Annotated in this window: 22 protein-coding genes; 12 read left to right on the top strand and 10 right to left on the bottom strand. The window is 70.1% G+C overall.

Annotated elements, in window-relative coordinates:
- Positions 1–4: 4 nt before the first annotated feature.
- The 3 genes from ACWGI2_RS38270 (at position 5) to ACWGI2_RS38260 (ending at position 4,069) form a co-directional block, all read left to right on the top strand.
- Positions 5–1,393: an aldehyde dehydrogenase family protein gene (locus tag ACWGI2_RS38270; protein WP_453700478.1), complete on the top strand. Its 1,389-nt coding sequence runs from the start codon at positions 5–7 to the stop codon at positions 1,391–1,393.
- Positions 1,394–1,448: 55 nt separating this feature from the next.
- Entirely contained in the window at positions 1,449–2,531 is a 1,083-nt protein-coding gene (locus ACWGI2_RS38265; RefSeq protein WP_453700477.1) for a Zn-dependent alcohol dehydrogenase, read from the top strand.
- Between the two features lie 188 nt (positions 2,532–2,719).
- Complete coding sequence (locus ACWGI2_RS38260; protein ID WP_453700476.1) at positions 2,720–4,069, top strand: MFS transporter; 1,350 nt, start codon at positions 2,720–2,722, stop codon at positions 4,067–4,069.
- Here ACWGI2_RS38260 and ACWGI2_RS38255 read toward each other — a convergent pair.
- Both ACWGI2_RS38255 and ACWGI2_RS38250 read right to left on the bottom strand, forming a co-directional pair.
- Positions 4,035–5,078: an urea transporter gene (locus tag ACWGI2_RS38255; protein WP_453700475.1), complete on the bottom strand. Its 1,044-nt coding sequence runs from the start codon at positions 5,076–5,078 to the stop codon at positions 4,035–4,037. The two genes, ACWGI2_RS38260 and ACWGI2_RS38255, sit on opposite strands and share 35 nt — an antisense overlap.
- Before the next feature lie 121 nt (positions 5,079–5,199).
- Positions 5,200–5,850: a TetR/AcrR family transcriptional regulator gene (locus ACWGI2_RS38250; RefSeq protein WP_453700474.1), complete on the bottom strand. Its 651-nt coding sequence runs from the start codon at positions 5,848–5,850 to the stop codon at positions 5,200–5,202.
- 97 nt (positions 5,851–5,947) lie between these two features.
- Between ACWGI2_RS38250 and ACWGI2_RS38245 the strand changes: the two genes are divergently transcribed.
- The 3 genes from ACWGI2_RS38245 to ACWGI2_RS38235 all read left to right on the top strand — a co-directional run bounded on the left by ACWGI2_RS38245 (position 5,948) and on the right by ACWGI2_RS38235 (position 8,177).
- Positions 5,948–7,099: an acyl-CoA dehydrogenase family protein gene (locus ACWGI2_RS38245; protein ID WP_453700472.1), complete on the top strand. Its 1,152-nt coding sequence runs from the start codon at positions 5,948–5,950 to the stop codon at positions 7,097–7,099.
- Positions 7,100–7,185: 86 nt separating this feature from the next.
- The gene (locus ACWGI2_RS38240; RefSeq protein WP_453399333.1) at positions 7,186–7,476 is read left to right on the top strand and encodes a YiaA/YiaB family inner membrane protein; all 291 of its coding nucleotides are present in this window, start codon (positions 7,186–7,188) and stop codon (positions 7,474–7,476) included.
- Between the two features lie 68 nt (positions 7,477–7,544).
- Positions 7,545–8,177: a TetR/AcrR family transcriptional regulator gene (locus ACWGI2_RS38235; protein ID WP_453399334.1), complete on the top strand. Its 633-nt coding sequence runs from the start codon at positions 7,545–7,547 to the stop codon at positions 8,175–8,177.
- Between the two features lie 33 nt (positions 8,178–8,210).
- Here ACWGI2_RS38235 and ACWGI2_RS38230 read toward each other — a convergent pair whose 3' ends face one another.
- The gene (locus ACWGI2_RS38230; RefSeq protein WP_160504115.1) at positions 8,211–8,675 is read right to left on the bottom strand and encodes a MaoC family dehydratase; all 465 of its coding nucleotides are present in this window, start codon (positions 8,673–8,675) and stop codon (positions 8,211–8,213) included.
- 115 nt (positions 8,676–8,790) lie between these two features.
- Between ACWGI2_RS38230 and soxR the strand changes: the two genes are divergently transcribed.
- Positions 8,791–9,258, top strand: a complete 468-nt coding sequence (gene soxR / locus ACWGI2_RS38225) for a redox-sensitive transcriptional activator SoxR (RefSeq protein WP_453399335.1) — start codon at positions 8,791–8,793, stop codon at positions 9,256–9,258.
- Positions 9,259–9,271: 13 nt separating this feature from the next.
- Here the strand turns inward: soxR and ACWGI2_RS38220 are convergent, their stop codons facing one another.
- Positions 9,272–9,982, bottom strand: a complete 711-nt coding sequence (locus tag ACWGI2_RS38220) for a 3-keto-5-aminohexanoate cleavage protein (RefSeq protein ID WP_453700470.1) — start codon at positions 9,980–9,982, stop codon at positions 9,272–9,274.
- A gap of 41 nt (positions 9,983–10,023) precedes the next feature.
- Here ACWGI2_RS38220 and ACWGI2_RS38215 point away from each other — a divergent pair, with 41 nt between their 5' ends.
- Positions 10,024–10,542, top strand: coding sequence for a hypothetical protein (locus ACWGI2_RS38215; RefSeq protein WP_453399337.1), 519 nt, complete (start codon positions 10,024–10,026; stop codon positions 10,540–10,542).
- 42 nt (positions 10,543–10,584) lie between these two features.
- Here the strand turns inward: ACWGI2_RS38215 and ACWGI2_RS38210 are convergent, their stop codons facing one another.
- Positions 10,585–11,193 (bottom strand): hypothetical protein, encoded by a 609-nt coding sequence (locus ACWGI2_RS38210; RefSeq protein WP_453399338.1) that lies wholly within the window; start codon positions 11,191–11,193, stop codon positions 10,585–10,587.
- A 238-nt stretch (positions 11,194–11,431) separates the two neighbouring features.
- Between ACWGI2_RS38210 and ACWGI2_RS38205 the strand changes: the two genes are divergently transcribed.
- Positions 11,432–14,251, top strand: a complete 2,820-nt coding sequence (locus ACWGI2_RS38205) for a penicillin acylase family protein (protein WP_453700469.1) — start codon at positions 11,432–11,434, stop codon at positions 14,249–14,251.
- Positions 14,252–14,262: 11 nt separating this feature from the next.
- On the opposite strand, the gene ACWGI2_RS38200 is transcribed toward ACWGI2_RS38205, so the two are convergent.
- Together ACWGI2_RS38200 and ACWGI2_RS38195 are read right to left on the bottom strand one after the other, a co-directional pair.
- Positions 14,263–15,543: a serine-threonine protein kinase gene (locus ACWGI2_RS38200; protein WP_453700467.1), complete on the bottom strand. Its 1,281-nt coding sequence runs from the start codon at positions 15,541–15,543 to the stop codon at positions 14,263–14,265.
- A 103-nt stretch (positions 15,544–15,646) separates the two neighbouring features.
- Positions 15,647–16,228, bottom strand: a complete 582-nt coding sequence (locus tag ACWGI2_RS38195; protein ID WP_453700466.1) for a hypothetical protein — start codon at positions 16,226–16,228, stop codon at positions 15,647–15,649.
- Between the two features lie 239 nt (positions 16,229–16,467).
- Between ACWGI2_RS38195 and ACWGI2_RS38190 the strand changes: the two genes are divergently transcribed.
- Entirely contained in the window at positions 16,468–17,487 is a 1,020-nt protein-coding gene (locus tag ACWGI2_RS38190) for a LysR family transcriptional regulator (RefSeq protein WP_453700464.1), read from the top strand.
- A gap of 124 nt (positions 17,488–17,611) precedes the next feature.
- Here the strand turns inward: ACWGI2_RS38190 and ACWGI2_RS38185 are convergent, their stop codons facing one another.
- From ACWGI2_RS38185 to ACWGI2_RS38175, 3 genes are all read right to left on the bottom strand, one after another.
- Entirely contained in the window at positions 17,612–18,865 is a 1,254-nt protein-coding gene (locus tag ACWGI2_RS38185) for an MFS transporter (protein ID WP_453700614.1), read from the bottom strand.
- 125 nt (positions 18,866–18,990) lie between these two features.
- On the bottom strand, positions 18,991–20,319 hold the full coding sequence (locus ACWGI2_RS38180; protein WP_453700462.1) for an erythromycin esterase family protein: 1,329 nt from the start codon (positions 20,317–20,319) through the stop codon (positions 18,991–18,993).
- Positions 20,320–20,426: 107 nt separating this feature from the next.
- Positions 20,427–21,695 (bottom strand): exo-beta-N-acetylmuramidase NamZ family protein, encoded by a 1,269-nt coding sequence (locus ACWGI2_RS38175; protein ID WP_453700460.1) that lies wholly within the window; start codon positions 21,693–21,695, stop codon positions 20,427–20,429.
- A gap of 155 nt (positions 21,696–21,850) precedes the next feature.
- On the opposite strand from ACWGI2_RS38175, the gene ACWGI2_RS38170 reads away from it, so the two are divergent.
- Complete coding sequence (locus tag ACWGI2_RS38170) at positions 21,851–22,618, top strand: SDR family NAD(P)-dependent oxidoreductase (protein ID WP_453700612.1); 768 nt, start codon at positions 21,851–21,853, stop codon at positions 22,616–22,618.
- Positions 22,564–24,351: a class I adenylate-forming enzyme family protein gene (locus tag ACWGI2_RS38165; RefSeq protein WP_453700458.1), complete on the top strand. Its 1,788-nt coding sequence runs from the start codon at positions 22,564–22,566 to the stop codon at positions 24,349–24,351. The genes ACWGI2_RS38170 and ACWGI2_RS38165 overlap by 55 nt, the downstream gene beginning before the upstream one ends.
- The last annotated feature ends 5 nt before the right edge of the window (positions 24,352–24,356 follow it).

The following is a 24,356-nucleotide window of genomic DNA, read 5'->3' as shown; positions in this document are numbered from 1 at the left end:
TGCGATGAAGGCCCACGACGGCATCTACATCGGCGGTGCCTGGCGGCCCGCCGTCGGCACGGACACGATCACGGTCCTGAACCCGGCCGACGAGCAGCCGGTCGGTCAGGTCCCCGCCGGCACGGCGCAGGACATCGACGCGGCGGTGCGCGCCGCCCGCGAGGCCTTCCCCGCCTGGGCGGCGACCCCGCCCGCCGAGCGCGGCGCGCTCATCGGGGCGCTCCGTGCCCAACTGGTCGCCCGCAAGGACGAGATCGCCGAGACGGTGACGGCGGAGCTCGGCTCCCCGCTCCCGTTCTCGCAGATGGTGCACGCGGGCGTGCCGATCCTGGTCGCCGGTTCGTATGCCGATCTCGCGGCGACGTACGCCTTCGAGGAGAAGATCGGCAACTCCACCGTCTACATGGAGCCGGTCGGCGTGGTCGGCGCGATCACGCCCTGGAACTACCCCCTCCACCAGATCGTCAACAAGGTGGCCCCCGCGCTCGCGGCGGGCTGCACGGTGGTCCTGAAGCCCGCGGAGGACACTCCGCTCACCGCCCAGCTCTTCGCGGAGGCCGTACACGAGGCGGGCATCCCCGCCGGTGTCTTCAACCTCGTCACGGGCCTCGGTCCGGTCGCGGGACAGGCCCTCGCCGAGCACGAGGGCGTCGACCTGGTCTCCTTCACCGGCTCGACGGCGGTCGGCAAGCAGATCGGCGCCACCGCGGGCGCCGCGGTCAAGCGCGTCGCCCTGGAGCTCGGCGGCAAGTCCGCCAACGTCATCCTGCCAAGCGCCGACCTGGCCAAGGCGGTCAACGTGGGCGTCGCGAACGTCATGTCCAACTCCGGCCAGACGTGCAGCGCGTGGACCCGCATGCTGGTGGACTCCGCGCGGTACGACGAGGCGGTCTCGCTCGCGGCGGAGGCCGCCGCCAAGTACGGCTCCCGCATCGGCCCCGTCGTCAACGCCAAGCAGCAGGCGCGCGTGCGGGGTTACATCGACAAGGGCGTCGAGGAAGGCGCGCGCGTGGTGGCCGGCGGTTCCGAGGCGCCGCGCGAGCAGGGCTACTTCGTCCAGCCGACGGTCTTCGCCGACGTCACCCCCGAGATGACCATCGCCCAGGAGGAGATCTTCGGCCCGGTCGTCTCGATCATCAGGTACGAGGACGAGGACGAAGCCCTGCGGATCGCGAACGGGACCGTGTACGGGCTCGCGGGCGCGGTCTGGGCGGCCGACGACGCGGAGGCGATCGCGTTCGCCCGCCGTATGGACACGGGTCAGGTCGACATCAACGGCGGCAGCTTCAACCCCCTTGCCCCGTTCGGCGGTTACAAGCAGTCGGGGGTGGGGCGCGAGCTGGGCCCGCACGGGCTCACCGAGTACCTCCAGACGAAGTCCCTCCAGTTCTGAGCAGTTCTGACCAGTTCTGAGCCTCTGTTCCGCACCTTCTGAGGAGTACGTCACCGTGGTCCGCGCCGCTGTTCTGCCCGCCGTCGGTTCTCCCCTGGAGATCACCGAGATCGACCTGCCCGAGCCGGGCCCCGGCCAGGTACGTGTACGCCTCGCCGCCGCCGGGGTCTGCCACTCCGACCTGTCCCTGACCAACGGCACGATGCGGGTGCCCGTGCCCGCCGTGCTCGGGCACGAGGGCGCGGGGACGGTCGTGTCCGTGGGCGAGGGGGTCACGCATGTCGCGCCGGGTGATGGAGTCGTCCTCAACTGGGCGCCCTCCTGCGGAAGTTGTCACGCCTGCTCGCTCGCCGAGGTGTGGCTGTGCGTGAACGCCCTTGCCGGTGCGGCCGACGTGTACGCCCGCCGCGCCTCGGACGGCGCGGACCTCCACCCCGGCCTGAACGTCGCCGCGTTCGCCGAGGAGACGGTCGTCGCGGGCAACTGCGTGCTGCCCGCCCCGGACGGCGTCCCGCTGGCGGACGCGGCGCTCCTCGGCTGCGCCGTACTCACCGGGTACGGCGCCGTGCACCACTCCGCGAAGGTCCGCGAGGGTGAGACGGTGGCGGTCTACGGCGTCGGGGGAGTGGGCCTCGCCACGCTCCAGGCGGCACGGATCGCCGGTGCCTCGAAGATCATCGCGGTCGATGTCTCCCCGGAGAAGGAGGAGTTGGCCCGGTCGGCGGGAGCGACGGAGTACGTGGTCGCCTCCGAGACGACGGCGAAGGACATCCGCAAGCTGACGGGTGGCCAGGGCGTGGACGTGGCGGTGGAGTGCGTGGGGCGAGCGGTGACGATCCGTACGGCCTGGGAGTCGACGCGGCGCGGCGGGCGTACGACGGTGGTCGGCATCGGCGGCAAGGACCAGCAGGTCACCTTCAACGCCCTGGAGATCTTCCACTGGGGGCGGACGCTGTCGGGGTGCGTGTACGGGAATTCGGACCCGGCGGTGGACCTGCCGGTCCTGGCCGACCACATCCGGGCGGGGCGTTTTGACCTGAGTGCTCTGGTCACGGACCGGATTGAACTGGACGGCATCCCGGCGGCCTTCGAGAACATGGTCGCGGGGAAGGGGGGCCGGGCGCTGGTGGTGTTCTAGTCACCGGCTTCGCCGAGTTCGTCCTCAAACGCCGGACAGGCTGGATATCCAGCCTGTCCGGCGTTTGAGCAGCGGGAAAAGAACCCTCTGTGCGAACCGTTGACCACATACCCACTGGTCGGTACGGTCCCTGCAATCACACGCCCACCCCCTGTCCCGTCCCCGGACCCACCGGAGTGTGCACCCGCATGGACCCCGCACCGATCTCCACCGCACCCCCCTCCGCTCCCGCGTCACCGGCGGATCCCCACCGCCGCAAAGTGGCCACCGCCGCCGCCCTCGCCTCCGCCGTCGAGTGGTACGACTACTTCGTCTTCGGCATCGCCGCCGCCCTCGTCCTGGGCGACCTGTACTTCCCCTCCGGCAGCTCGTCCGCCGGGGTGCTCGCCGCGTTCGCCACCTTCGCCGTCGGCTTCCTGGCCCGCCCCATCGGCGGCATCATCGCCGGGCACCTCGGCGACAAGCGCGGCCGCAAGCCCATGCTGGTCCTCGCGCTGACCCTGATGGGCCTCTCCACCACGGGCATCGGCCTGCTCCCCACGTACGAGACGGTCGGCATCGCCGCGCCGATCCTCCTCGTCACCCTCCGCGTGTTCCAGGGCATCGCGGTCGGTGCGCAGTGGGGCGGCGCGATGCTGATGGCCACCGAGTACGCCCCCGAGGGCAAGCGCGGCCTCTACGGCAGCCTGGTCCAACTGGGCGTCCCCATCGGCGTGGTGACCGCCAATACGGTCTTCCTGGTCGCCGGGGCCGTCACCAGCGAGAGCACCTTCGAGGCGTGGGGCTGGAGGGTGCCCTTCATGGTCGGGATCCTCGTGCTCGTACTCGCCTGGTACATCCACACGCGCGTGGAGGAGACCCCGGAGTTCCGCGAGGCGGAGAGGGCCCTCGCGGAGAAGGAGAAGGCGCAGAAGGGCGCCGGCGGCGAAGGGGGCAACTCGCCCCTGCGCACCATCCTCCGCCACCACCTCGGCACCGTGTTCCTGGCCGGTGGTTCCTTCGCGGTGAACACCGCGACCTTCTACATCATCATCACCGGCGTCCTCGACTACACCACCCGCGAACTCGACATGAAACGCAGCGCGGTCCTCACCGTCTCGCTCTGCGTCAGCCTCACCCAACTCGCCCTGATCCCGGCGTCCGCCGCGCTCTCCGACCGCATCGGACGGCTGAGGATCTACGCCCTGGGCGCCGCCGGGCTCGCGGTCTGGGCCGTGCCGATGTTCCTGCTCATCGACACCGGCTCACTGCTGTGGCTGGCCGTCGGCACCTTCGTCACCAGCTGCTTCCTCAGCATCATGTACGGGCCGCAGGCCGCGCTGTTCGCGGAGTTGTTCACGGCCGAGATGCGCTACACGGGAGCCTCGCTCGGCTACCAGATCGCGGCCGTCTTCGGCGGCGGGCTCGCGCCGTTCGTGATGGTGCTGCTCCTGGAGGCGACGGGCACGTCGATGGCCGTCGCCGCGTACATCATCGGCCTCGCGGTGATCGCCCTGATCTCCATCAAGGTGCTTGCGGGACGGGCGAGTTCCCGCTGACGGCACCACTCGTGACCGGCTGCGGCTCCGTCTCCACCGATGGCGCCGCGGCCGTTTCGCCCAGGCGCGAGAAGGACTTCGCCGCCGCCAGGAACCCGAGCGTCGTCAGCACGAACGGCCACGTGAACGCGTGCCCGCCGGACGGCGCCAGAAGCGCCGTCATGGCCGAGCCCGCGATGGTCGCCGTGGCGGCGCCGACGAGCGCGTACGCGAGCGTCACGCCCCGGACGGGCAGGAAGACGCCGCACAGCGCGAGCGCCACGAGCACCGCGTTGTATCCCATCGTGCCGTCCGCGATCCGTGCGGCCGGCGCCCCGAGCGCGACCGCGGTGCCGATTCCGGTCAGGCTGCCGAGGCAGGCCACGGCCCCCGCGCGATGGCTCGCGACGAAGAGGCCGAGGAGTACCAGCGCACCGACGTACCACTGCGGCATGAAGAAGATCTGGGCGAATCCCGCGAAGAACGCGCGCGCAAGATCGGTGAGTTGGAGCGCTGTCGGACCGCTCGCCGCCTGCGTCAGCGCCGCCGGGTCGACCCTGTGGTGCCAGACCCGCTCGAAGCCGGGTGCCGCCATGGTCGTCACGCTCGCGAGCAGGCAGTACGGGAGTGTGAGCGAGGGCAGGCCCCAGACGGTCAGGAGGTTGGTGGCCGCAGCTGTCACGACCGTGACCACCACGCAGCCCGCGAGAGCGAGCACGGCCGTGGACAGGTGACCGGCACCGAGGAACACCGCGAAACACAGCGCGGTGAGGCAGGCGTTGAAGCCTTCGAGCCCGGTCGTCACGCGGTCCCGCGCTGCCCCGAGGAGCCGCGCCGTGGCCGTGCCGACGGCCGTTCCCGCGAGGCCGTAGAGCCCGTACTCCCAGCCCGCCGCGAAGAGCGCCGCACAGAAGACCGCGCCCGCCGCCGCGCTGGGCAGGAAGGTGACCTGCGCCTGGCCGCGCAGGACTTGGGCGGCGAAGGCCGGCGCGCCGAAAGGCAGGTGACTGGCAGCTGTTGAGTGCCGCACGGCTCACTCCCGTGTTACATCCATGTTTCGCCCGGCAAGACGGATGGACTTTACATCTACCTGCCGAGTCCGCGATACCGAGGTGCGCCATACCGAGGTGCAACTGCCCCACGCCGAAGCGTCACCGCGTGGGCGCCGCCACCTGCGCGTACTGGAGCGCGAGCCCGTCGAGCAGGGCGCGAAGGCCCGCCTCGAAGGCCCGCTCGTCGATCTGCTGCTGGCGCTCGGCCAGGAGGTGCGCCTGGCCCAGGTGTGGATAGTCGGCCGGATCGTATGCGGTCTCGTCGTCCACGAAGCCGCCGGCGAAGGAGCCGAGCGCCGAGCCCATGATGAAGTACCGCATCAGCGCGCCGATCGACGTGGCCTGCGCGGCGGGCCAGCCCGCGTCGACCATCGCCCCGAACACCGCGTCCGCGAGCCGCAGTCCGGCCGGGCGGCGGCCGGGGCCGCTCGCGAGCACCGGAACGATGTTGGGGTGCAGGGTGAGCGCCGCGCGGTACGAGACGGCCCAGTCGTGCAGCGCCGTGCGCCAGTCGCGCTCGTCGGCGGCCTCGAACATCGACAGGTCGACCTGCGCGCTCACCGAGTCCGCGACCGCCTCCAGGATCTCGTCCTTCGTGCGGAAGTGGTTGTAGAGCGAGGGCCCGCTGACCCCGAGCTCGGCGGCGAGGCGGCGCGTCGAGACGGCGGCGAGGCCCTCGGAGTCCACGAGTGCGCGCGCCGTCTCGACGATGCGTTCTCTGCTGAGGAGGGGCTTGCGCGGTCGGGCCATGCGGCACATAGTAGGGCTGCCGTAAGAAACTAGCAGTGCTAATTTAAATCCCGCCCGAAGATCCGACCGAAGATCCGACCCGAAGAGGTGCCACGCGATGAATCTGGAGCTCAGCGAGGAGCAGTCCGCCGTCCGGCAGCTCGCCAAGGACTTCGTGGCCCGCGAGATCGCGCCCCATGTCATCGAGTGGGACCGCGCCGAGAGCGTGGACCGGGGCATTGTGAAGAAGCTCGGCGAGGTCGGCTTCCTCGGGCTCACCGTCGACGAGGAGTACGGCGGCTCGGGCGGCGACCACCTCGCCTACTGCCTGGTGACCGAGGAGCTGGGCCGCGGCGACTCCTCCGTGCGCGGCATCGTGTCGGTCTCGCTGGGGCTCGTGGCCAAGACCATCGCGTACTGGGGGAGCGAGGAGCAGAAGCGGCAGTGGCTGCCGGGGCTCACCTCAGGTGAGTACGTCGGCTGCTTCGGGCTCACCGAGCCGGGCACCGGGTCCGACGCGGGGAGCCTCTCGACGAAGGCCGTGCGCGACGGCGGCGACTTCGTCGTCAACGGCTCCAAGATGTTCATCACGAACGGCACGTGGGCCGATGTCGTGCTGCTCTTCGCGCGGACGAACGACGCCCCCGGACACAAGGGCGTCTCCGCCTTCCTCGTGCCGACCGACACCCCAGGCCTGAGCCGCCGCACGATCCACGGCAAGCTCGGCCTGCGCGGCCAGGCCACCGCCGAGCTGGTCCTCGAGGACGTCCGCGTCCCGGCATCGGCCATGATCGCGCCCGAGGGCAAGGGCTTCTCGGTCGCCATGTCGGCGCTCGCCAAGGGACGGATGTCGGTCGCCGCGGGCTGCGTGGGCATAGCCCAGGCCGCCCTCGACGCGGCCGTGACGTACGCGACCGAGCGCGAGCAGTTCGGCAAGCCCATCGCGGGACACCAACTGGTGCAGGAGCTGATCAGCGACATCGCGGTGGACGTGGACGCCGCGCGCCTGCTGACCTGGCGGGTCGCCGACCTCATCGACCGCGGCCAGCCCTTCACCACGGAGTCCTCCAAGGCCAAGCTGTTCGCCTCGGAGGCCGCGGTGCGCGCCGCCAACAACGCGCTCCAGGTCTTCGGCGGCTACGGCTACATCGACGAGTACCCCGCGGGCAAGCTGCTGCGCGACGCGCGCGTCATGACGCTCTACGAAGGCACGAGCCAGATCCAGAAGCTGGTCATCGGGCGCGCGCTGACGGGGGTCTCCGCGTTCTGAACGCGGGTGGCACGCGGACGAGTTGAGTACGCGAACTGAGTACGGGAGCGGATGTGGCGCCGCCGCTCCCGGGTGAGGCTCTGACCATGAGTGAGACACCGGTCAAGCAGCAGAACACCACCGCCTACTACGGTCAGGCGGTCGCGTCCTTCGCCGTGGCGCTCGCCGCGACGGCGATCGGCATCTACAGCCTCGACGTCAGCGGCTGGATCCGCGCCTTCCTCGCCATCTCCGTCCTGTACCTGACGACGTCCGCGTTCACCCTCGCCAAGGTGATCAGGGACAGACAGGAGGCGGGTCAGCTCGTCAGCCGCGTCGACCAGGCCCGCCTGGAGAAGATCCTCGCCGAACACGACCCGTTCAAGCCGGTGGCCTGACCGCGTCCTAAGCGCTTGCTCACCGTCAGGGGTATGGTGTCCCTCCCGACCGGCGGAAGGAGTGGGCGATGAGCACGGCGGAGAAGACCGAGGGCGAGGACCTGCCATGGGGCGAGGTCACGCCTGATGCAGCGCGGCGGCTGCTGATCGCCGCCGTCGAGGCCTTCGCCGAGCGTGGGTACCACGCGACGACGACCCGCGACATCGCGGGCCGCGCCGGCATGAGCCCGGCGGCGCTCTACATCCACTACAAGACCAAGGAAGAGCTGCTCCACCGCATCAGCCGGATCGGCCACGACAAGGCCCTGCGGCTCCTGCGCGACGCGGCCGACGGTCCGGGCACCGCGGCGGAGCGGCTCGCCGACGCCGTACGGTCCTTCGTCCGCTGGCACGCCGACCATCACACCACCGCCCGCGTGGTCCAGTACGAGCTGGACGCGCTCGGCGAAGAGCACCGCACGGAGATCGTCGCGCTGCGCCGCCAGTCGGACGCGGCGGTGCGGGACATGATCAACGACGGGGTCCGGGACGGGGAGTTCGACGTCCCCGACGTGCCGGGCACCACGCTGGCCGTGCTCTCGCTCTGCATCGACGTGGCCCGCTGGTTCAACGTCGCGGGCACCCGGACGCCCGACGAGGTCGGCGCGCTCTACGCCGACCTCGTGCTGCGCATGGTGGGGGCCCGGCAGCAGGCCTCCTGAGCCCAGAGCCCCGGGCCCGTATGCCTGCCCGCCTCAGAAGTAGTAGCGGGACACCGACTCCGCGACGCAGGCGGGCTTCTCGGCGCCCTCGCGCTCGACGGTGACCACGGCCGTCACCTGCACGCCGCCGTCCTTGGTCTGCTCGACCTCCTTGAGTACGGCGGTCGCCCGCACCCGGGAGCCCGAGGGCACCGGCGAGGGGAAGCGGACCTTGTTGGTGCCGTAGTTGACACCCATCTTCATGCCCTCGACCCGCATGACCTGGGGCACCAGGCTGGGCAGCAGCGACAGCGTCAGATAGCCGTGCGCGATGGTCGTCTTGAAGGGGCCCTGCGCCGCCTTCTCCGCGTCCACGTGGATCCACTGGTGGTCGCCCGTGGCGTCGGCGAACAGGTCGATCCGCTTCTGGTCGACCTCCAGCCATTCGCTGTGCCCGAGCTGCTCGCCGACTCCGGCACGCAGGTCGTCGGCCGACGCGAAGATCCTCGGCTCTGCCATGTCCCTGGCCTCCTCAAAGTATTCGAACTAAGCGCTTGCTCAGCATGCTGTGTGCGCCGACGTGTGTCAACGGACAGGCGCCAGGGCCGGCGGATCTGCCATTAGGGTTGGAGGGGTGCCCCAGATCCCAGAGAAGATCCACGAGCTCACGGTCGGCCAGCTCTCGGCCCGTAGCGGCGCAGCCGTCTCCGCCCTGCACTTCTACGAGTCCAAGGGCCTGATCACCAGCCGCCGCACCTCGGGCAATCAGCGCCGCTACCACCGTGACGCGCTGCGCCGCGTCGCCTTCGTCCGCGCCGCCCAGCGCGTCGGTATCCCGCTGGCCACGATCCGCGAGGCGCTCGACTCGCTCCCCGAGGAGCGCACCCCCACCCGCGAGGACTGGGCACGCCTCTCGGAGACCTGGCGCTCGGAACTGGACAAGCGCATCCAGCAGTTGGGCCGGCTGCGCGATCACCTCACGGACTGCATCGGCTGCGGCTGCCTCTCCCTGGAGACGTGCGTGCTCTCCAACCCCGACGACGTCTTCGGTGAACGCCTCACCGGCTCCCGTCTGTTGGTCGAGCGCCGACCCCGGACGTGACCTCGGGCTGTTCTTAGGTAGACGCGGACAGCGCCGCCCGGACCAACTGGGCGTTGGACGTGGCCGGTTCACCGTCCGGCAGGGCCAGCGTGTCCTCGAGGCCGATGCGGGTCGCGAGACCCAGGCGTCCCGCGAGGCGCAGTACGGGCCAGGTGCCGCCCTCCTCGCCGTGCAGCAGGACGGGGCGGCCGTGCGCCCGGCCGATCGCGGCGAGAAGGGCGCGGGCCGAGTCGCGTGCCGTGGCCGGGTCGGGGTCCGTCACCTCCGCGAGGACCCGCAGGACGCGCGGGCCGAGCGGGGACGCCGCGAACTGCTCCGCCGCGTCCGTGCCGGACCAGATGCCCGCCTCCACGCCCACGCCCCGGTCCAGGAGCGCCTCGGCCACCGCCTCCGCGCCCGGTTCGTGCCAGTTCACCGACGCGTGATCGGGCAGTACCGTCCACGCGCGGATGTGCGCCACCCGCTGTTCGGGGTCCGGGTCGGCCCAGGCGCCCGTGGTCACGCCGACCGGTACGGAGGTCACGGAACGGACCGCTTCCAGCGCGGCCGCAACCGCACGTGGCGCCAACGTGTCTTGCCCACAAGGGGACTTGGGGTGTACATGAACATCCCGAGCACCGGCCGCGACGGCTTCCGCCACGGACTCGGCCATCGCCCCGGGCGACAACGGGATCACCGCACCATCGCTCGCGCCGCGGGCGCCGTTCACACATACCTGCATCACGACAGGACAGTACAGACGACGACACACAGGGGGAAAGCCCGATGGGAATCGCCATCTGCTCGTTGCTGTGGAGTTCCGCGCACTCAGGGCCGCAGAAGATCAGGTACGACAGCGACGGCTACCACCTCGTGCGGTTCCCGTACGAGGACGCCGAGGAGTCGTACGACCCGTGGCACATGCACCACCCCGGCAAGGGGGGCACGAGCCCGTCGAAGTTCCCGGATGCCCGGTCCGCGCTGATCTGGCCGAGCCACGACGGCTGGGGCACCCTGTCGGCGATGATCTTCTGGGAGCCGGACGACCGGCCCACCGAGTACCGCGCGCGCTATGTGCGCGATCCGCTCGGCCTCTCCACCGGGTACGACTCGACGGCCACCACCGACTGGGCTCCCACCAGGGGCGGGCAGTACCGGACACACATCTGGCAGATGTTCGTCCACCCGCAGACACCGGTCGGCCTGAAGATATCGGCGCGCGGCCCCGGCGACGTGAAGATCGCCGCGCCGCTCATGTTCGCCGAGTTCAAGCTGGCCATACAGTCCGACGTGGCGACGCCCTAGCCGCCGTAGCCGCCGTACACCGCGATCCCGTCCGGCCGGACCTCATGCCGAGACCAGCGGCCGTGCCCGTCGTGCCCGCGCCCTCGCCATCGCGGCGGGCGTGAGCACCGGGGCCGGCACGACGATCCCGCAGCCCGTGCAGACGGCGCCCGCGGAGGGCTCGTGCGCCAGGCCGTGGGTCCAGACGAGGTCGGAACTGTCGCACACCGGGCAGTCCGTGCCCGGCTCCCGCTCCAGCGCCGCGATCAGCCGCCGCAGCACCTCGGCGAGCGGTCCGGAGGGATACACGCAGGGGTCGTCGCACCAGGCGACCCCGAACCCTCCCCAGGTGCACCGGTGCCAGTCGTCCACGCTGCCGGGACTTCGCAGACCGTCGTGCTTCTCCTTGCGGCGGCGCTCCGCGAACCCCTCCTCGTAGGCGAGCCAGACCGCACGCGCCGCTTCCAGTTCATCGAGCGCGGCCACGAGCCGCGCCGGGTCGGGTGAGCGGTCCTCGGGCCCGAAGCCCGCCCGGGAGCACAAATGGTCCCAGGTCGCCCGGTGGCCGTAAGGGGCGAACCTCTCCAGGCACTTGCGCAGTGAGTACCGTCGCAGTGCCAAATCGCTCAGCGGATCGCGCACCTGTCTCGCGAGACTCCGGAATCCGGCCATCGCCCTGCACCTCCGTCGCACGTTCTCGGACGTTGCCGAGTAGACGTATCGACACGCGATTCGGCTCCCTCGACTTCCATTCGATTTTCGATGCCTGACATAAGGCGGCCGTGAGCTGGAGCTATGTGGCGGTTCTGAAAAGGCGACGCATGCTCATCTTCCGGGTTGGGCAACCCGCCAGTAACCTCCGCCCCAACTCCCTCCCACAGGAGCACAAGCGGAGCACAGAGGAGCACACATGCGACGACGCATCGTCCGGCTCAGAACCCTCACCGCCACCGCGGCGCTCGCGCTCGCCGCGTCTCTCCTCGCGCCGCAGCCGGGGACGGCAGCCGACGAGCCACCACCGGTCACCGCCACGGACCACTGCGAGGGGCAGTGCGCCGACGTGCTGCCGCCCGGCGCGAACGGCAACGCCACGCTCGCCGAGATCCTCGCGCACCGCGTCCTCGGCACCCAGCCCAAGCACGCGAACGACCAACTCGGGCCCTACGACGCACTCTCCTCCGGCTATCAGTCCCTCACCGACGACAAGCTGACGGAGTTCTTCAACGACGCCTCCTTCGGCGTCCGCGACGGCCAGGTCGCCTCCGTCACCAAGCCGCGCGACGACGTGACGATCACCCGGGACAAGAAGTACGGCATCCCGCACATCAAGGGCTCCACGCGCTACGGCACCGAGTTCGGCGCGGGCTTCGCGGCCGGGCAGGACCGGCTCTGGCTCATCGACCTGTTCCGGCACATCGGCCGCGGTCAGCTCACGCCGTTCGCGGGCGGCGCACCCTCCAACCAGGGCCTGGAGCAGCAGTTCTGGCCGCAGGCCCCGTACACGGAGAAGGACCTGGAGAAGCAGGTCGAGTACATCAAGTCGACGCAGGGCGAGCGCGGCAAGCAGGCCATGGAGGACGCCCAGGCCTACATCGACGGGCTCAACGCCTACCGCGTGAAGGCGAAGAACGGCCGCTACTTCCCCGGCGAGTACGTCCTCACCGGCAAGATCGACGCGATCACCAACATCGGCGAGATAGAGCCCTTCAAGGTCACCGACATGATCGCCCTCGCGTCCGTCGTCGGCGGGCTCTTCGGCAACGGCGGCGGGGGAGAGGTCGACTCGGCGCTCTCCCTCCTCAAGTCCCAGGAGAAGTACGGCATCGAGAAGGGCACGAAGGTCTGGGAGTCCTTCCGCGCCCGCAACGACCCCGAGGCCGTCCAGACGATCCACGACGGCACGAGCTTCCCGTACGCGGGCAAGCCGGAGAACGCGCGCGGCACCGCGATGCCCGACGCGGGCTCGGTCGAGCGCGAACAGCTCGTCTACGACCGGGAGGGCGGCGCCAAGAGCGGTGCCAAGGACCCGGTGAAGGCGCCGAAGAAACTCAAGCCGCTCCAGGGCATGTACGACAAGGGCGTCCTGCCCTCGGACCTGTTCAAGGCCGACGGCCACAAGAAGGGCATGTCGAACGCCCTCCTCGTCTCCGGCAAGCACACCGCGAGCGGCAACCCGGTCGCCGTCTTCGGCCCGCAGACCGGCTACTTCGCCCCTCAACTCCTGATGCAGCAGGAGCTCCAGGGCCCCGGCATCAGCGCGCGCGGCGTCTCCTTCGCGGGCGTCGGCATGTACGTCCAGCTGGGGCGCGGTCAGGACTATGCCTGGTCGGCGACGTCCGCCGGGCAGGACATCACGGACACGTACGCCGTGGAGCTCTGCGAACCGGGCGGCGGCGCCCCCACGAAGCAGTCCGCCCACTATCTCCACCACGGCACCTGCACCCCCATGGAGAAGCTGGAGCGCAAGAACGCCTGGAAGCCGACCCTCGCCGACTCCACCGCGGCGGGCTCCTACCGCATGCAGGTGTTCCGCACGAAGTACGGCGTCGTGACGCACCGCGCGAGCGTCGACGGCAAGCCCGTCGCGTACGTCTCGCTGCGCTCCACCTACCGCCACGAGGCCGACTCGATCATCGGCTTCCAGATGCTGAACGACCCGACATACGTCAAGGACGCCTCGACCTTCAAGAAGGCGGCCCAGAACATCAGCTACGCCTTCAACTGGTTCTACGCCGACTCGCGCGACACCGCGTACTACAACAGCGGCGCCAACCCGGAGCGCGCCAAAGACATCGACCCAGCCCTGCCGGTGAAGGCCCAACAGACGTACGAATGGCGGGATTTCGACCCGGAGAACAACACCTCCGCACAGACCCCGGCCGCCGAGCATCCGCAGTCCGTCAACCAGGACTACTACATCTCCTGGAACAACAAACAGGCCAAGGACTTCAGCGCGGCGGGCTTCGGCCTGAGCGCCGTGCACCGCGGTGACCTGCTCGACGGACGGGTGAAGAAGCTCACCGAGGAGGGCGGCGTCACGCGGGCCTCGCTGACCCAGGCCATGTCCGAGGCGGCGGTCACCGACCTGCGCGGCGAACAGGTCCTTCCCGAGCTGCTCAAGGTGGTGCGGAGCAAGCCCGTCACCGACCCCCAACAGGCGAAGGCCATCCAGCAGTTGGAGGCCTGGCGGAAGGCGGGCTCGCAGCGCAATCAGACGGCGGCGGGCTCCAAGACGTACGCACACCCCGACGCCGTACGCATCATGGACGCCTGGTGGCCCCTGCTGATCGAGGCCGAGTTCAAGCCGGGCATGGGCAAGGAACTGTACGACGCTCTGACGGCGCAGCTCGGCACCGACGAGTCACCTTCCGCCGGGCACGGCCCGACCGGGGCGCACGCCGGATCGGCCTTCCAGTACGGCTGGTGGGGCTACGCGGACAAGGATCTGCGGGCCGTGCTCGGGCAGCCCGTGGAGGGGAAGCTCGGGGACGCGTACTGCGGCGAGGGCAAGCTAGACGCTTGCCGTGACGTGCTCCTGGCCACCCTGACGCAGGCCGTCGCCAAGCCCGCGACCGAGGTCTATCCCGGCGACGACAGCTGCAAGCCCGGCGAGCAGTGGTGCGCGGACTCGATCATCCACCGCGCGCTCGGCGGGATCACGCACGGGCCGATCCAATGGCAGAACCGGCCCACCTACCAGCAGGTCGTCGAGTTCCCCGAGCACCGCTAGACGAACGGGAGTTACGCCAGAGCGATCCGCCCTGCGGCGAACACGACACGCGCCAGCTCCTCGTGGCAGATGTCGCTGTGCGCGCCGGAGGGCGGACCGCCGCGCCGCACCACCGACGAGACGTCCACGCTCACGCACCCTTTGGCGGGGATCGCCCGGCCCAGCTTGACGCGCCTGGCACCGTCCACCGCCCGGATGCCGTCGTACCCGATGGCGCCCCAGCGCTCCCACAGGCCGAGGAAGGTCGAGGAGTCACCGGCGATCTTCGACGCCAGGGGATAGATCTTGCCCAGGGCGTCGTCGTGCCGGGAGTAGCAGGACACCAGCGGCCCGTCGATCCGCCGCTGTACGCCGTTGAGCGCGCCGCTGCGCGTGGGCGCGTGCGGCAGGCGCTTGGAGAACGCGTAGTGCGAGAAGGCCCCTTGGAGCAGCGTCGTGGACTTCACGCTGCGCACCGACGCCGGCATGCCGCGCAGTGTGTACGACACGAGCCGCGCGCCGAAGCTGTGCCCGATGAGGTGCACCCGCACGTCCGGAGCCTCGCGGGCGAGGAGTCCGATCGCGGGGCCGAGGCCCAGCTGGCCCACGGAGCCCGCCCGGCGCTTCATGGCGTAGTAGCTGGCCTGGCGCAGGAGTTCGTGCGCCCCGTTCCAGAGACGTTTGCGCAGGCTGCCGAAGAGCTCCTGCTGGCCGGTGCCCTCCATCGCTGCGGCGAACATCTGGCAGACCTCGACCGCGTCGTCGGTCAGCATGGCGGGCTCGCCCGCCCAGGTGTCGTTGGCGAAGCGCTGGGCCGCGCTGTTCTGGTGCACGGCGACCAGGTTGCGTACGAGGCGTCCGTACTCGTAGAGGCGCGTCGGGACCTCGGAGCGTTCCGCCAACAGCGTGCCGATCCGGTGGAGTTCGTCTTCGTGGTCGGGGAACGTCCGCGCGAGCAGGAGCCGGGTCGGCTCGTCGAGCAGGGGTCCCGCGCCCGGTGCCGGGCCCGGCCCGGTGGCCGTGAGCGAGGGTTCGAAGTCCGGGATCGGCTCGTCGGGGAAGCGGATGGCGGGCCAGAGCACACCCACGTATCCCAGGCGTACGCGCGGGCCGGCGAGGCCCTGGCAGGGTGCGAAGAACCGCCGGTAGAGGTCGGTCGCCATGTCTTGGTCGTTGTTCCAGCCGTGCGCGAGGACGAGGAGATCGGTGATGTGCTCGTCGGCCACCTCGGCGAGGAGATGGTCGCGTTGCGTGGTGTCGACATCCCCGTCGGCGTCGAAGGTCAGTTCCCAGTAGGGCTCCACGCGGCCCATCGTCCTGCGGCCCCGGTGTACTGACCAGATGTCCCGCACAACACGTTGGGACAGGCGCCCACCCCCGGCGGCACCTGCCCCAACGCGGTCCTTTCGCCGTCGGTCAGCCGACGGCCTTCCGTTCCCGCGCGAAGCGGTTCACGGGCGGGAGCCAGCACAGCACGATCACCGCGAGTGCCGTGAGCAGCGAGACGAAGCTCAGGGCGAAGACCGAGTCCGGTTCGTAGCCCCCGAGGATCAGGAAGTGCGGGAACAGGGCGACGACGGCCGAGACGGTGACGAGCACCCGGGCCCAGACCGCGGCGCTCCCGCGCGCGGCGAGGGCGAATATCAGCAGGCAGAGCGCGGTGAACGCCGCGAACCCCGCACGGGCGGCGAGCGTGCCCGCCCGGTCGCTGACCAGCTCGTCCCAGATGGGCCCGGACAGCGCCTTGATGTCCGCCGCCGAGGTCCCCGAGGGAAGTCCGACGACGTCCGGGTGGTCATGGATGACGTCGTTGATGTTGTCCTCGGCCATGTCGTCGCCGCCGGCGAAGACGAGGACCGCGCCGATGAGCGCGGCGACCGCGGAGAGGACCGAGGTCCACACCAGAGCGGTGAGGGTGCCGGGTCGCCTGACCGCGCGGCGGGTGGGGCCCGTGCGGTGGTGGCCCGGATGCGCGGGTGCGGCCTGGTAATGGCTCACGAGCGTAAGTCTCCTTGCAGAGATGGTGGGTTGACGCCGAGATGACGGGTCGCCGAGATGGCGGGCCGATCGGGATTGGCTCGACCATTCCACGGGTACCGGGAACGCATCCAGCCTTTTCCGGAAGAAATCGCCAGATAATTTCCGGTGTTCTCCGGATCAGTTTCTGCGGCAGTTTCCGTGGCGGCTATGCTCCATTGCCGTAAAAGCAAAGGGAGTCGGAGAGCGAGTAGCCGAACATGGCCTTATCCGGTCCGCAGCAGTACCCCACGGAGCTGCTGGACACCACGATGGATCAATTGCGTACGCTGCTCTCGGTGCACGAGACGGGCACGGCGCTCGCCGCTGCCCGCCGGCTCGGACGTGAGCAGTCCAGCGTGCAGAAGCAACTGGACACGATGAACCGCACCTTCGGCGCACTGTGCGGAGAAGCCCTCGTCCTGAAGCGGGGACGCGGCAAGGACGTCCTGTTCACCCCCACGGGCGAGGCCCTCGTCGACCTGGCGCGGCGCACGCTCGGCCAGTGGCACGACGGCCTGCACGACGCGCGCCGGCGCCTCGGCCGCACCCTGTCCGTCGGCTCGACCCGCTACACGCTGGGGTTTCTCCTGGACGCCGTGGAACGCGTGAGCGACGCCTACGAACGACGGGGCGTCGACCTGAAGGTCACCCACGTCCGCACCGGCGGCCTCTTCGCCAAGTTGCGGTCCAAGGAACTCGACCTGGTCTGCGGCAGTGTCGTGGTCATCGAGGGCGAGGAGGCGGAGCTCGATCCGTACGAGGTCATCGAGTGGCGCCGCAGCGGACTCTCGCTGCTCACGAACCTCCCGGGCGACCGGCTCCCCGGGCCTTCCGTGGGCGCGAGCCAACTGCCCGAGCTGCCGCTCGTGGTTTCGGCGGGCGGCCTCATCGGCCGCTTCCTGACCTCCTGGTACGGCCCCGACTACCGCCAGCAGCTGTCCATAGCCGCCGAGATAGAAGCCGCGCACTACGGCTTCGAACTCCTTCGCTCGGGCGTCGTGAGCGGGGCCATGCTCGTCACCAGGGGCATCGCGGAGGCCGCCGAGAGCGGCAGCCTCCCGGAGGCCGGGGGGCTGCGGCGGCTCGATGTCGTCGGCGACACCGGCCCGCGCACCGATGTGCTCGTCGGAGTGTTCACGCGGCGCGGCGACCGCGATTCCTGTGATTCCGGACACCCGTTGAACCTGCTCTGGGACGCATTGGCGAAGGACAATGAACGATGGTGGCTCAGCAGGTGAATTGGCCATTCCGTATATGACCGGAGTATGTGGTCCAGACATGTGATGAATTCACTCGCCCTCAACTCCCTCGCCCACAACTCCCCGCGCGCACCGCATTACGTTTATCGAGTTCACGCCGGTCTCATGACAGTTCCCGCTCACGGGTTTCCGGCAGCGCGAGAACACACACCAGGGACACGACCGCCATCGCGCTCACGTACCAGCCAACGGACGAGGAACCGAACGCCGACTGAAGCCGCGTCGCCACCAGAGGGGAGACCGCGCCGCCGAGCACACCGCCCAGGTTGTAGGCGAGCGAGGCGCCCGAATAGCGCACGTTCGTACCGAACAGCTCCGGCAGATACGCGCCCATCGGCCCGTAGACGACACCCATGCAGAACAGCGCGCCGCCGAGCGCCAGCGCCATCAGCACCGGCTGCTCCGTGTCCAGGAGCGGGAAGAGCACCAGGCCCCACACCACCGCGAGCCCGGCGCCCACGAGGACCAGCTTGCGGCGCCCCGCACCGTCGGAGCGGGTCGCGGCGAGCCACGTACCGGCCGCGAGGAAGAGACAGGCGACCAGCGACAGGCCCAGCATGGTGTCGCGCGAGACGCCCAGGGTGCCGGTGGAGTAGGCGAGGCAGTACGTCGTCGCCGTGTAGAAGAGCCCGTACGCGACGATCATCCCGCCCGCGCCGAGCAGCAGTTCGCGCGGATAGCGCCGCAGCACGTCGAGCGTGGGGACCTTGCTGGCCTCCTGCGCGTCCATGACCTTCGCGAAGACCGGCGTCTCGCTGATGCGCAGACGCACGAAGAGTCCGACGCCGACAAGGAGGAAGGAGAGCAGGAACGGCACGCGCCAGCCCCAGGTGCGGAACGCGTCGTCGGAGAGGGCGGCGGAGAGCAGCCAGAAGACTCCGGTCGCCGCGAAGAAGCCCACGGACGGGCCGAGTTGGGGGAAGGCGGCGTACAGGCCGCGCTTCTTCTTCGGTGCGTGCTCCACCGCGAGGAGCGCGGCCCCGCCCCACTCGCCGCCGAGCCCGATGCCCTGGAGGAAGCGCAGCAGGATCAGCAGGACCGGCGCCCAGATGCCCAACGTGCCGTATCCGGGCAGGAGTCCGACGAGCGCCGTCGAGAGGCCCATGAGCAGCAGCGAGGCCACGAGCACCGACTTGCGGCCGACCCGGTCACCGAAATGCCCGAAGACCACGGAGCCGATGGGCCGCGCCGCGAACGCCACCGCGTAGGTGGAGAAGGAGGCGAGGGTGGCGTTGACCGGGTCCAGGGTCGGGAAGAAGGCGTCGTTCAGGACGAGCGCGGCCGCCGTGCCGTAGATGTAGAAGTCGTAGAACTCGATGGCCGTCCCGATGAACGACGCCACCGCCACGCGGCGCATGCTCTCGGGGCTCGCGTCCGCGTCCTGGGCCTGCTGCTTCTCTGCTGCTGTCGTTTCACTCCGCACGACCGGCACTGTCGCGTTGGATGTATGGGCCAGTCAATACCTGGGACGGCTCGTCTCGGTCATTGAGACTGGCGGTGAGCTGCGGTGACGCGGTTCAGATGGATGAGGATGTCGTGCGAGGGCGCCAGGCGGATCTTGTGGGGGCCGTCAGGGAAGGCCGTGCCGATGTTCTTGGTCATCCGGGCCTTGCCCAGCCACTTCCGGGCGGCCGTCGGAGCGGTCCTCATGTCCAGGAAGTAGTCGTCGTGGCGCACCTTGTCGAGCGTGTACTCGTTCATGCCGCGCGTGGCCGCGCCCACCGAACGCGGCTTCCACACCTCGGAGTCCGCGCTCTGTGCCATGAGCGAGCCCCGGTCGAAGGTGAACCCGATGCTCACGTACCGCTTGCCGAGCCGGTCCCGCAGGAAGGCCCCCTGCATCTTCGGATAGTTCGGGTCGTAACTCTCGTACCCCACATGGGCGTTGTGGGCCGACAGGAGCACCTTGCCGCCGGTGTGCCGCTGCCACCAGGCGGTGTTCTCGGCCATGAGGCGGTCGCGGTACAGCATGCCGTCCCTGATGCCCTCGGGGGTGTCGAGGGGGAAGGCGTAGATCGTGGCCGTCTGTGAGACGGAGCGGGCGTGGTGCAGTGCTGTCGTGAACTCCCGGTTAGACGTGGCAGGTTGGATGTCCTCCACCAGTTTCAGCGCCTCCCGCGCTTTCCCCGCGAGCCTCTGCCGCTCCTCCAGGGGCCTCGCCATGTACGTGTCCCCGTCCGCGAGGCGGCGGATCGGCGCGTACAGCTCGGTGATCCGCGGCAGCAGGCTGGGCTTGTGCGCGCGGACGTAGTCCTCGACACCGCCGAGCAACTCCGCGCCGATCTCCGGGTAGTTGAGGTCATTGCCCATGAAGCGCACCTGGCGGTCAGGATGCTTGTCGTTGTACGCGCGCATCCACGTCAGGAGCTCGACGTACTCCTCGGTGTCCCAGGGCGTCTTCGCCAGCTCCTTGTGGACGAGCTCGCGCACGTCCCCCTCGCCCCCGCGCACGTACGCGTCGAAACGCAGCCCCGTCGTCCAGCTGACCTCCTGCGCGAAGGTGGTGAACCCCTTCTCCTCCACGAGATAGCGGAACACCCGGTCCTTCATGGTGAAGAACTCGTGCGAACCGTGTGTGGCCTCGCCCAGGCCCACCACCGAGGCGTCGCCCACCATCCGGCCCATCGGCCGCAGATCTTTCGTGGAGCCGCCCGGATCGGTCGAGCGCAGAGGGTGGGCCGCGCGTTCGATCGCGGGTAGCGGATCGGCGCTGCCTGGCTGGGCCCGGGCGGTTTGGGGAGCGATGAGTACTCCCAGACCGAGCGTCCCGGCCAGTGCGAGCGGAACCGTGCGGCGTGCTGTGCGAACCATGCGGATCTCCTCAACTCGGGTGTACAGAGCCAAAGATCACGATCCCGGTTCGCCAGGGGTGCCTGCCATCCGACAGGCACCCCTTTCGCCGGTGGGGCGTTCCCCACCTACCGGTAGTGCAGGTACTGCCTCCGCACCGCACGGAAGCGCGCCAGATCCTCCTGCCAGCCGCCCACCACCTCGTCCGTGTCCGCGCCCGCGTCGATCATGGTGCGGACCCGCGTGGTGCCCGTCAGCTTGTCGATCCAGTTGTCGGAGCGCCAGGCGAAGCCGCTCCACGTCTTCTTGGCGGTCACCAGGAGAGCGATTCCGGTGCGCACCGGGTCGTACGACTCCCTGTCGTGCACGTGGAGTTGCACGCCGCCGATCGTCTTGCCCTGGAACTTGGAGAACGTCGGCGCGAAGTAGGCCTCCCTGAAGTGCACGCCACGCAGGCCCAGTTCATTGGCCGACGCCGCCCACTTCCGGTCGATGCCCTCCGCGCCGAGCAGCTCGAAGGGGCGGGTCGTGCCGCGCCCCTCGGAGAGGTTCGTGCCCTCGAAGAGGCAGGTGCCGCTGTAGACCAGGGCGGTCTCGGCCGTGGGCATGTTCGGGCTCGGCGGCACCCACGGCAGCCCGGACGCGTCGTAGAAGTCCGAGCGCTTCCACCCGGTCATCCGTACGGTCTCCAGGTCGGCCGGGCGCTCGAGGAACTCGCCGTTGAACAGCAGCGCGAGCTCCGTCACGGTCATCCCGTGAGCCTGCGAGATCGGCTGCCGCCCGACGAACGTCGCGAACTCCTTGTGCAGGACGGGGCCGTACGCGCCGCGTCCGGTCACCGGATTCGGCCGGTCGAGGACGACGAACCTCTTGCCCGCGAGCTCGGCCGACTCCATGCAGTCGAAGAGCGTCCAGATGTACGTGTAGAAGCGCGCGCCCACGTCCTGGATGTCGAAGACGATCGTGTCGACGCCGGAGGCCGTGAAGATGTCGGCCAGCGCTTTGCCGCTCTTCTGGTACGTGTCGTAGACGGGAAGCCCGGTGGCCGGGTCGTCGTACCGGCCCTCGGAACCGCCCGCCTGGGCCGTCCCCCGGAAGCCGTGCTCGGGGCCGAACACCGCGACCAGGTTCACGCGCTCGTCGGCATGCATGACGTCGACGATGTGGCGTACGTCCCTGGTGACGCCGGTCGGATTGGTGACGACGCCGACCCGCTCACCGTCCAGGAGGGCGTAGCCGTCGGTGGCCAGGCGCTCGAAGCCGGTGCGCAGCCGCCGGCCGCCGCCCGATCCGCCCCCTCCTCCGGCCGCGGCCGCGGGGGCCGCGGAGGTGAGAGCCGTGGCGGTGGTGGCGGCCAGCAGGCCCCGTCTGGACAGACTACGGCGGGACAGGTTCATGCAGAGACCTCCGTGAGCGCGGTGGCTGTCATGGCCACGCACGCTAGCGCGCGGACTCCGGCCGGGGAACGAACCTGACGGCCCGACCCCCTTCCATCCGTACATACCGACTGGTTAGTCTGCGATCACAGCGGAGCCGCAGTCGAAGGAGACTGATCGTGGAGACCTTGCAGGACAAGGGAGTTGTCGTCACCGGTGCCGGAGGCGGGATCGGGGCCGCGCTGGCCCGCCGGTTCGCCGCAGCCGGGGCGCGCGTCGTGGTCAACGACCTGGACGCCGCCAAGGCCAAGGCGGTGGCCGACGAGATCGGCGCAATCGCCGTGCCCGGCGACGCGTCCACGATCGTGCCGGAGGCCAGAGAGGCGCTCAGCGGCACCGTCGACGTGTACTGCGCCAACGCGGGCCTCGGCTCCGGCGGCTCGGAGGCCGCGCCCGAGGAAGTATGGGACACGGCCTGGGACGTCAACGTCATGGCCCACGTCCGCGCGGCCCACGCGCTGCTCCCCGACTGGCTGGAGCGCGGCAGCGGCCGCTTCGTCTCCACCGTCTCGGCGGCGGGACTGCTCACCATGATCGGCGCCGCGCCCTACAGCGTCACCAAGCACGGCGCGTACGCCTTCGCCGAGTGGCTCTCGCTGACCTACCGCCACCGCGGCATCGACGTCCACGCGATCTGCCCCCAGGGCGTGCGCACCGACATGCTCGCCGCCACCGGCACCGCGGGCGACCTCGTGCTCACCCCGACCGCGATCGAGCCCGACGACGTCGCGGACGCGCTCTTCGCCGGGATGGAGGAGGGCCGCTTCCTGATCCTGCCGCACCCCGAAGTCGCCGAGTACTACCGCATCCGCGCCGCCGAGCCCGACAAATGGCTCACCGGCATGAACCACATCCAGCAGAAGTGGGAGGCGACGGAGCGGTGAGCGAGGCGACCCCGACCGCATCCGCATCCGAGGCCGCGCCCACCGCGTCCATATACGCCGCCCAACCCTGGCTCGCCCGCCTCACCGAGGCCCAGCGCGGCCCGGTCGAACCCGCCGCTTCCGTCGTGCACGCCTTCCGCGCCGCGGTGCTCAGGGCCCCCGAGCACACGGCCCTCGCCTACTTCGACGGGCGCCTGAGCTACCGCGAGGTGGAGGCCCTCACCGACTCCGTCGCCGGACACCTGGCCGCCCGCGGGCTCGCGGTCGGCGACCGGGTCGCGATCCTGCTGCAGAACACCCCGCACTTCGTGATCGCGCTGCTCGGCGCGTGGAAGGCGGGCGCCACGGTCGTGCCGGTGAACCCCATGTACAAGTCGGCGGAGGTCGGGCACGTCCTCGACGACGCCGACGTGACCGCGCTGATCTGCTCGGACCGCGCATGGGAGACGTATCTGCGCGAGACGGCCGCCGCCTCTCCCGTACGCATCGTGCTCACCGCGTGCCAGCTCGACCTCCAGACCCGTAACGACACCCGCGTCCTCGACTTCGAACGCCTCCCGCAGGCCGCCGACGCCGACGATCTGGTGACGGTCGCCCGGCAGGGGATCCCGGCGCCGGGGGACTGCCAACTCGGCCCCTCCGACGTCGCGTTGATCAGCTACACGTCGGGTACGAGCGGCACGCCCAAGGGCGCCATGAACACCCACGGCAACATCACCTACAACGCCGAGCGGCAGCGCACGGGCTCCGGCATCCCCGAAGGCGCCTGCTACTTCGCGATGGCGCCGCTCTTCCACATCACGGGCATGGTCGCGCAGGTCGTGGCCTGTCTGACCAACGCGGGCACCCTCGCGCTCGCGTACCGCTTCGAGGCCGGGGTCGTCCTCGACGCCTTCGCCGAGCACAAGCCGGCGTACACCGTGGGCCCCTCCACGGCCTTCATGGCCCTGGCCGCCCACCCCTCCGTCACGCGGGAGCACTTCGACTCCTTCGCGATGATCTCCTCGGGCGGCGCCCCGCTGCCGCCCGCCCTGGTGGAGAAGTTCCGCGCGGGCTTCGGCCCCTACATCCACAACGGCTACGGCCTCACCGAGTGCACCGCGCCCTGCGCCTCCGTGCCGCCGGGCCAGGAGGCGCCGGTCGACCCGGTGTCCGGCACCCTGGCCGTCGGTGTCCCCGGCCCCGAGACGGTCGTCAGGATCGTCGACGACCACGGCACGGAGGTCCCCTTCGGGGAGCAGGGCGAGATCACGGTGCGCGGACCGCAGGTCGTGCCCGGCTACTGGAAGCGCCCCGAGGCCACGGACGAGGCGTTCCCCGACGGGGAGCTGCGCACCGGTGACATCGGCTTCATGGACGAGCAGGGCTGGCTCTACGTGGTCGACCGCAAGAAGGACATGATCAACGCGTCCGGTTTCAAGGTCTGGCCGCGCGAGGTGGAGGACGTCCTCTACAGTCACGCAGCCGTCCGTGAGGCGGCGGTCATCGGCGTCCCCGACAGCTACCGCGGCGAGACGGTCAAGGCCTTCGTCAGCCTGCGCCCGCAGGCCGACGTGGCGCCGGACGAGCTTGCGGCGTACTGCAAGGAACGGCTCGCGGCGTACAAATACCCCCGCGCGGTCGAGATCCTGCCGGAGCTGCCGAAGACGACAAGTGGGAAGATCCTCCGGCGGGAACTGCGTTCCCACCACAGCACGAGCAACGACACGAGCTCTCGGCACGACGAGAGCTAGCAACC

It is taken from the genome of Streptomyces sp. NPDC054866 (assembly GCF_053610745.1).
Note: the sequence above shows the minus strand (reverse complement) of the source record. Positions and strands in the feature narration are given on the sequence as shown.

Excerpts from the sequence above, each read along its gene's own strand:
- ACWGI2_RS38180 (WP_453700462.1), bottom strand. The coding sequence starts at position 20,319 with ATGGTTCGCACAGCACGCCGCACGGTTCCGCTCGCACTGGCCGGGACG.
- ACWGI2_RS38245 (WP_453700472.1), top strand. The coding sequence starts at position 5,948 with ATGAATCTGGAGCTCAGCGAGGAGCAGTCCGCCGTCCGGCAGCTCGCC.
- ACWGI2_RS38240 (WP_453399333.1), top strand. The coding sequence starts at position 7,186 with ATGAGTGAGACACCGGTCAAGCAGCAGAACACCACCGCCTACTACGGT.
- ACWGI2_RS38215 (WP_453399337.1), top strand. The coding sequence starts at position 10,024 with ATGGGAATCGCCATCTGCTCGTTGCTGTGGAGTTCCGCGCACTCAGGG.
- ACWGI2_RS38190 (WP_453700464.1), top strand. The coding sequence starts at position 16,468 with ATGGCCTTATCCGGTCCGCAGCAGTACCCCACGGAGCTGCTGGACACC.
- ACWGI2_RS38230 (WP_160504115.1), bottom strand. The coding sequence starts at position 8,675 with ATGGCAGAGCCGAGGATCTTCGCGTCGGCCGACGACCTGCGTGCCGGA.
- ACWGI2_RS38235 (WP_453399334.1), top strand. The coding sequence starts at position 7,545 with ATGAGCACGGCGGAGAAGACCGAGGGCGAGGACCTGCCATGGGGCGAG.
- ACWGI2_RS38185 (WP_453700614.1), bottom strand. The coding sequence starts at position 18,865 with ATGCGCCGCGTGGCGGTGGCGTCGTTCATCGGGACGGCCATCGAGTTC.
- ACWGI2_RS38260 (WP_453700476.1), top strand. The coding sequence starts at position 2,720 with ATGGACCCCGCACCGATCTCCACCGCACCCCCCTCCGCTCCCGCGTCA.
- ACWGI2_RS38175 (WP_453700460.1), bottom strand. The coding sequence starts at position 21,695 with ATGAACCTGTCCCGCCGTAGTCTGTCCAGACGGGGCCTGCTGGCCGCC.
- ACWGI2_RS38210 (WP_453399338.1), bottom strand. The coding sequence starts at position 11,193 with ATGGCCGGATTCCGGAGTCTCGCGAGACAGGTGCGCGATCCGCTGAGC.
- ACWGI2_RS38250 (WP_453700474.1), bottom strand. The coding sequence starts at position 5,850 with ATGGCCCGACCGCGCAAGCCCCTCCTCAGCAGAGAACGCATCGTCGAG.
- ACWGI2_RS38165 (WP_453700458.1), top strand. The coding sequence starts at position 22,564 with ATGGCTCACCGGCATGAACCACATCCAGCAGAAGTGGGAGGCGACGGA.
- ACWGI2_RS38270 (WP_453700478.1), top strand. The coding sequence starts at position 5 with ATGAAGGCCCACGACGGCATCTACATCGGCGGTGCCTGGCGGCCCGCC.
- ACWGI2_RS38205 (WP_453700469.1), top strand. The coding sequence starts at position 11,432 with ATGCGACGACGCATCGTCCGGCTCAGAACCCTCACCGCCACCGCGGCG.
- ACWGI2_RS38200 (WP_453700467.1), bottom strand. The coding sequence starts at position 15,543 with ATGGGCCGCGTGGAGCCCTACTGGGAACTGACCTTCGACGCCGACGGG.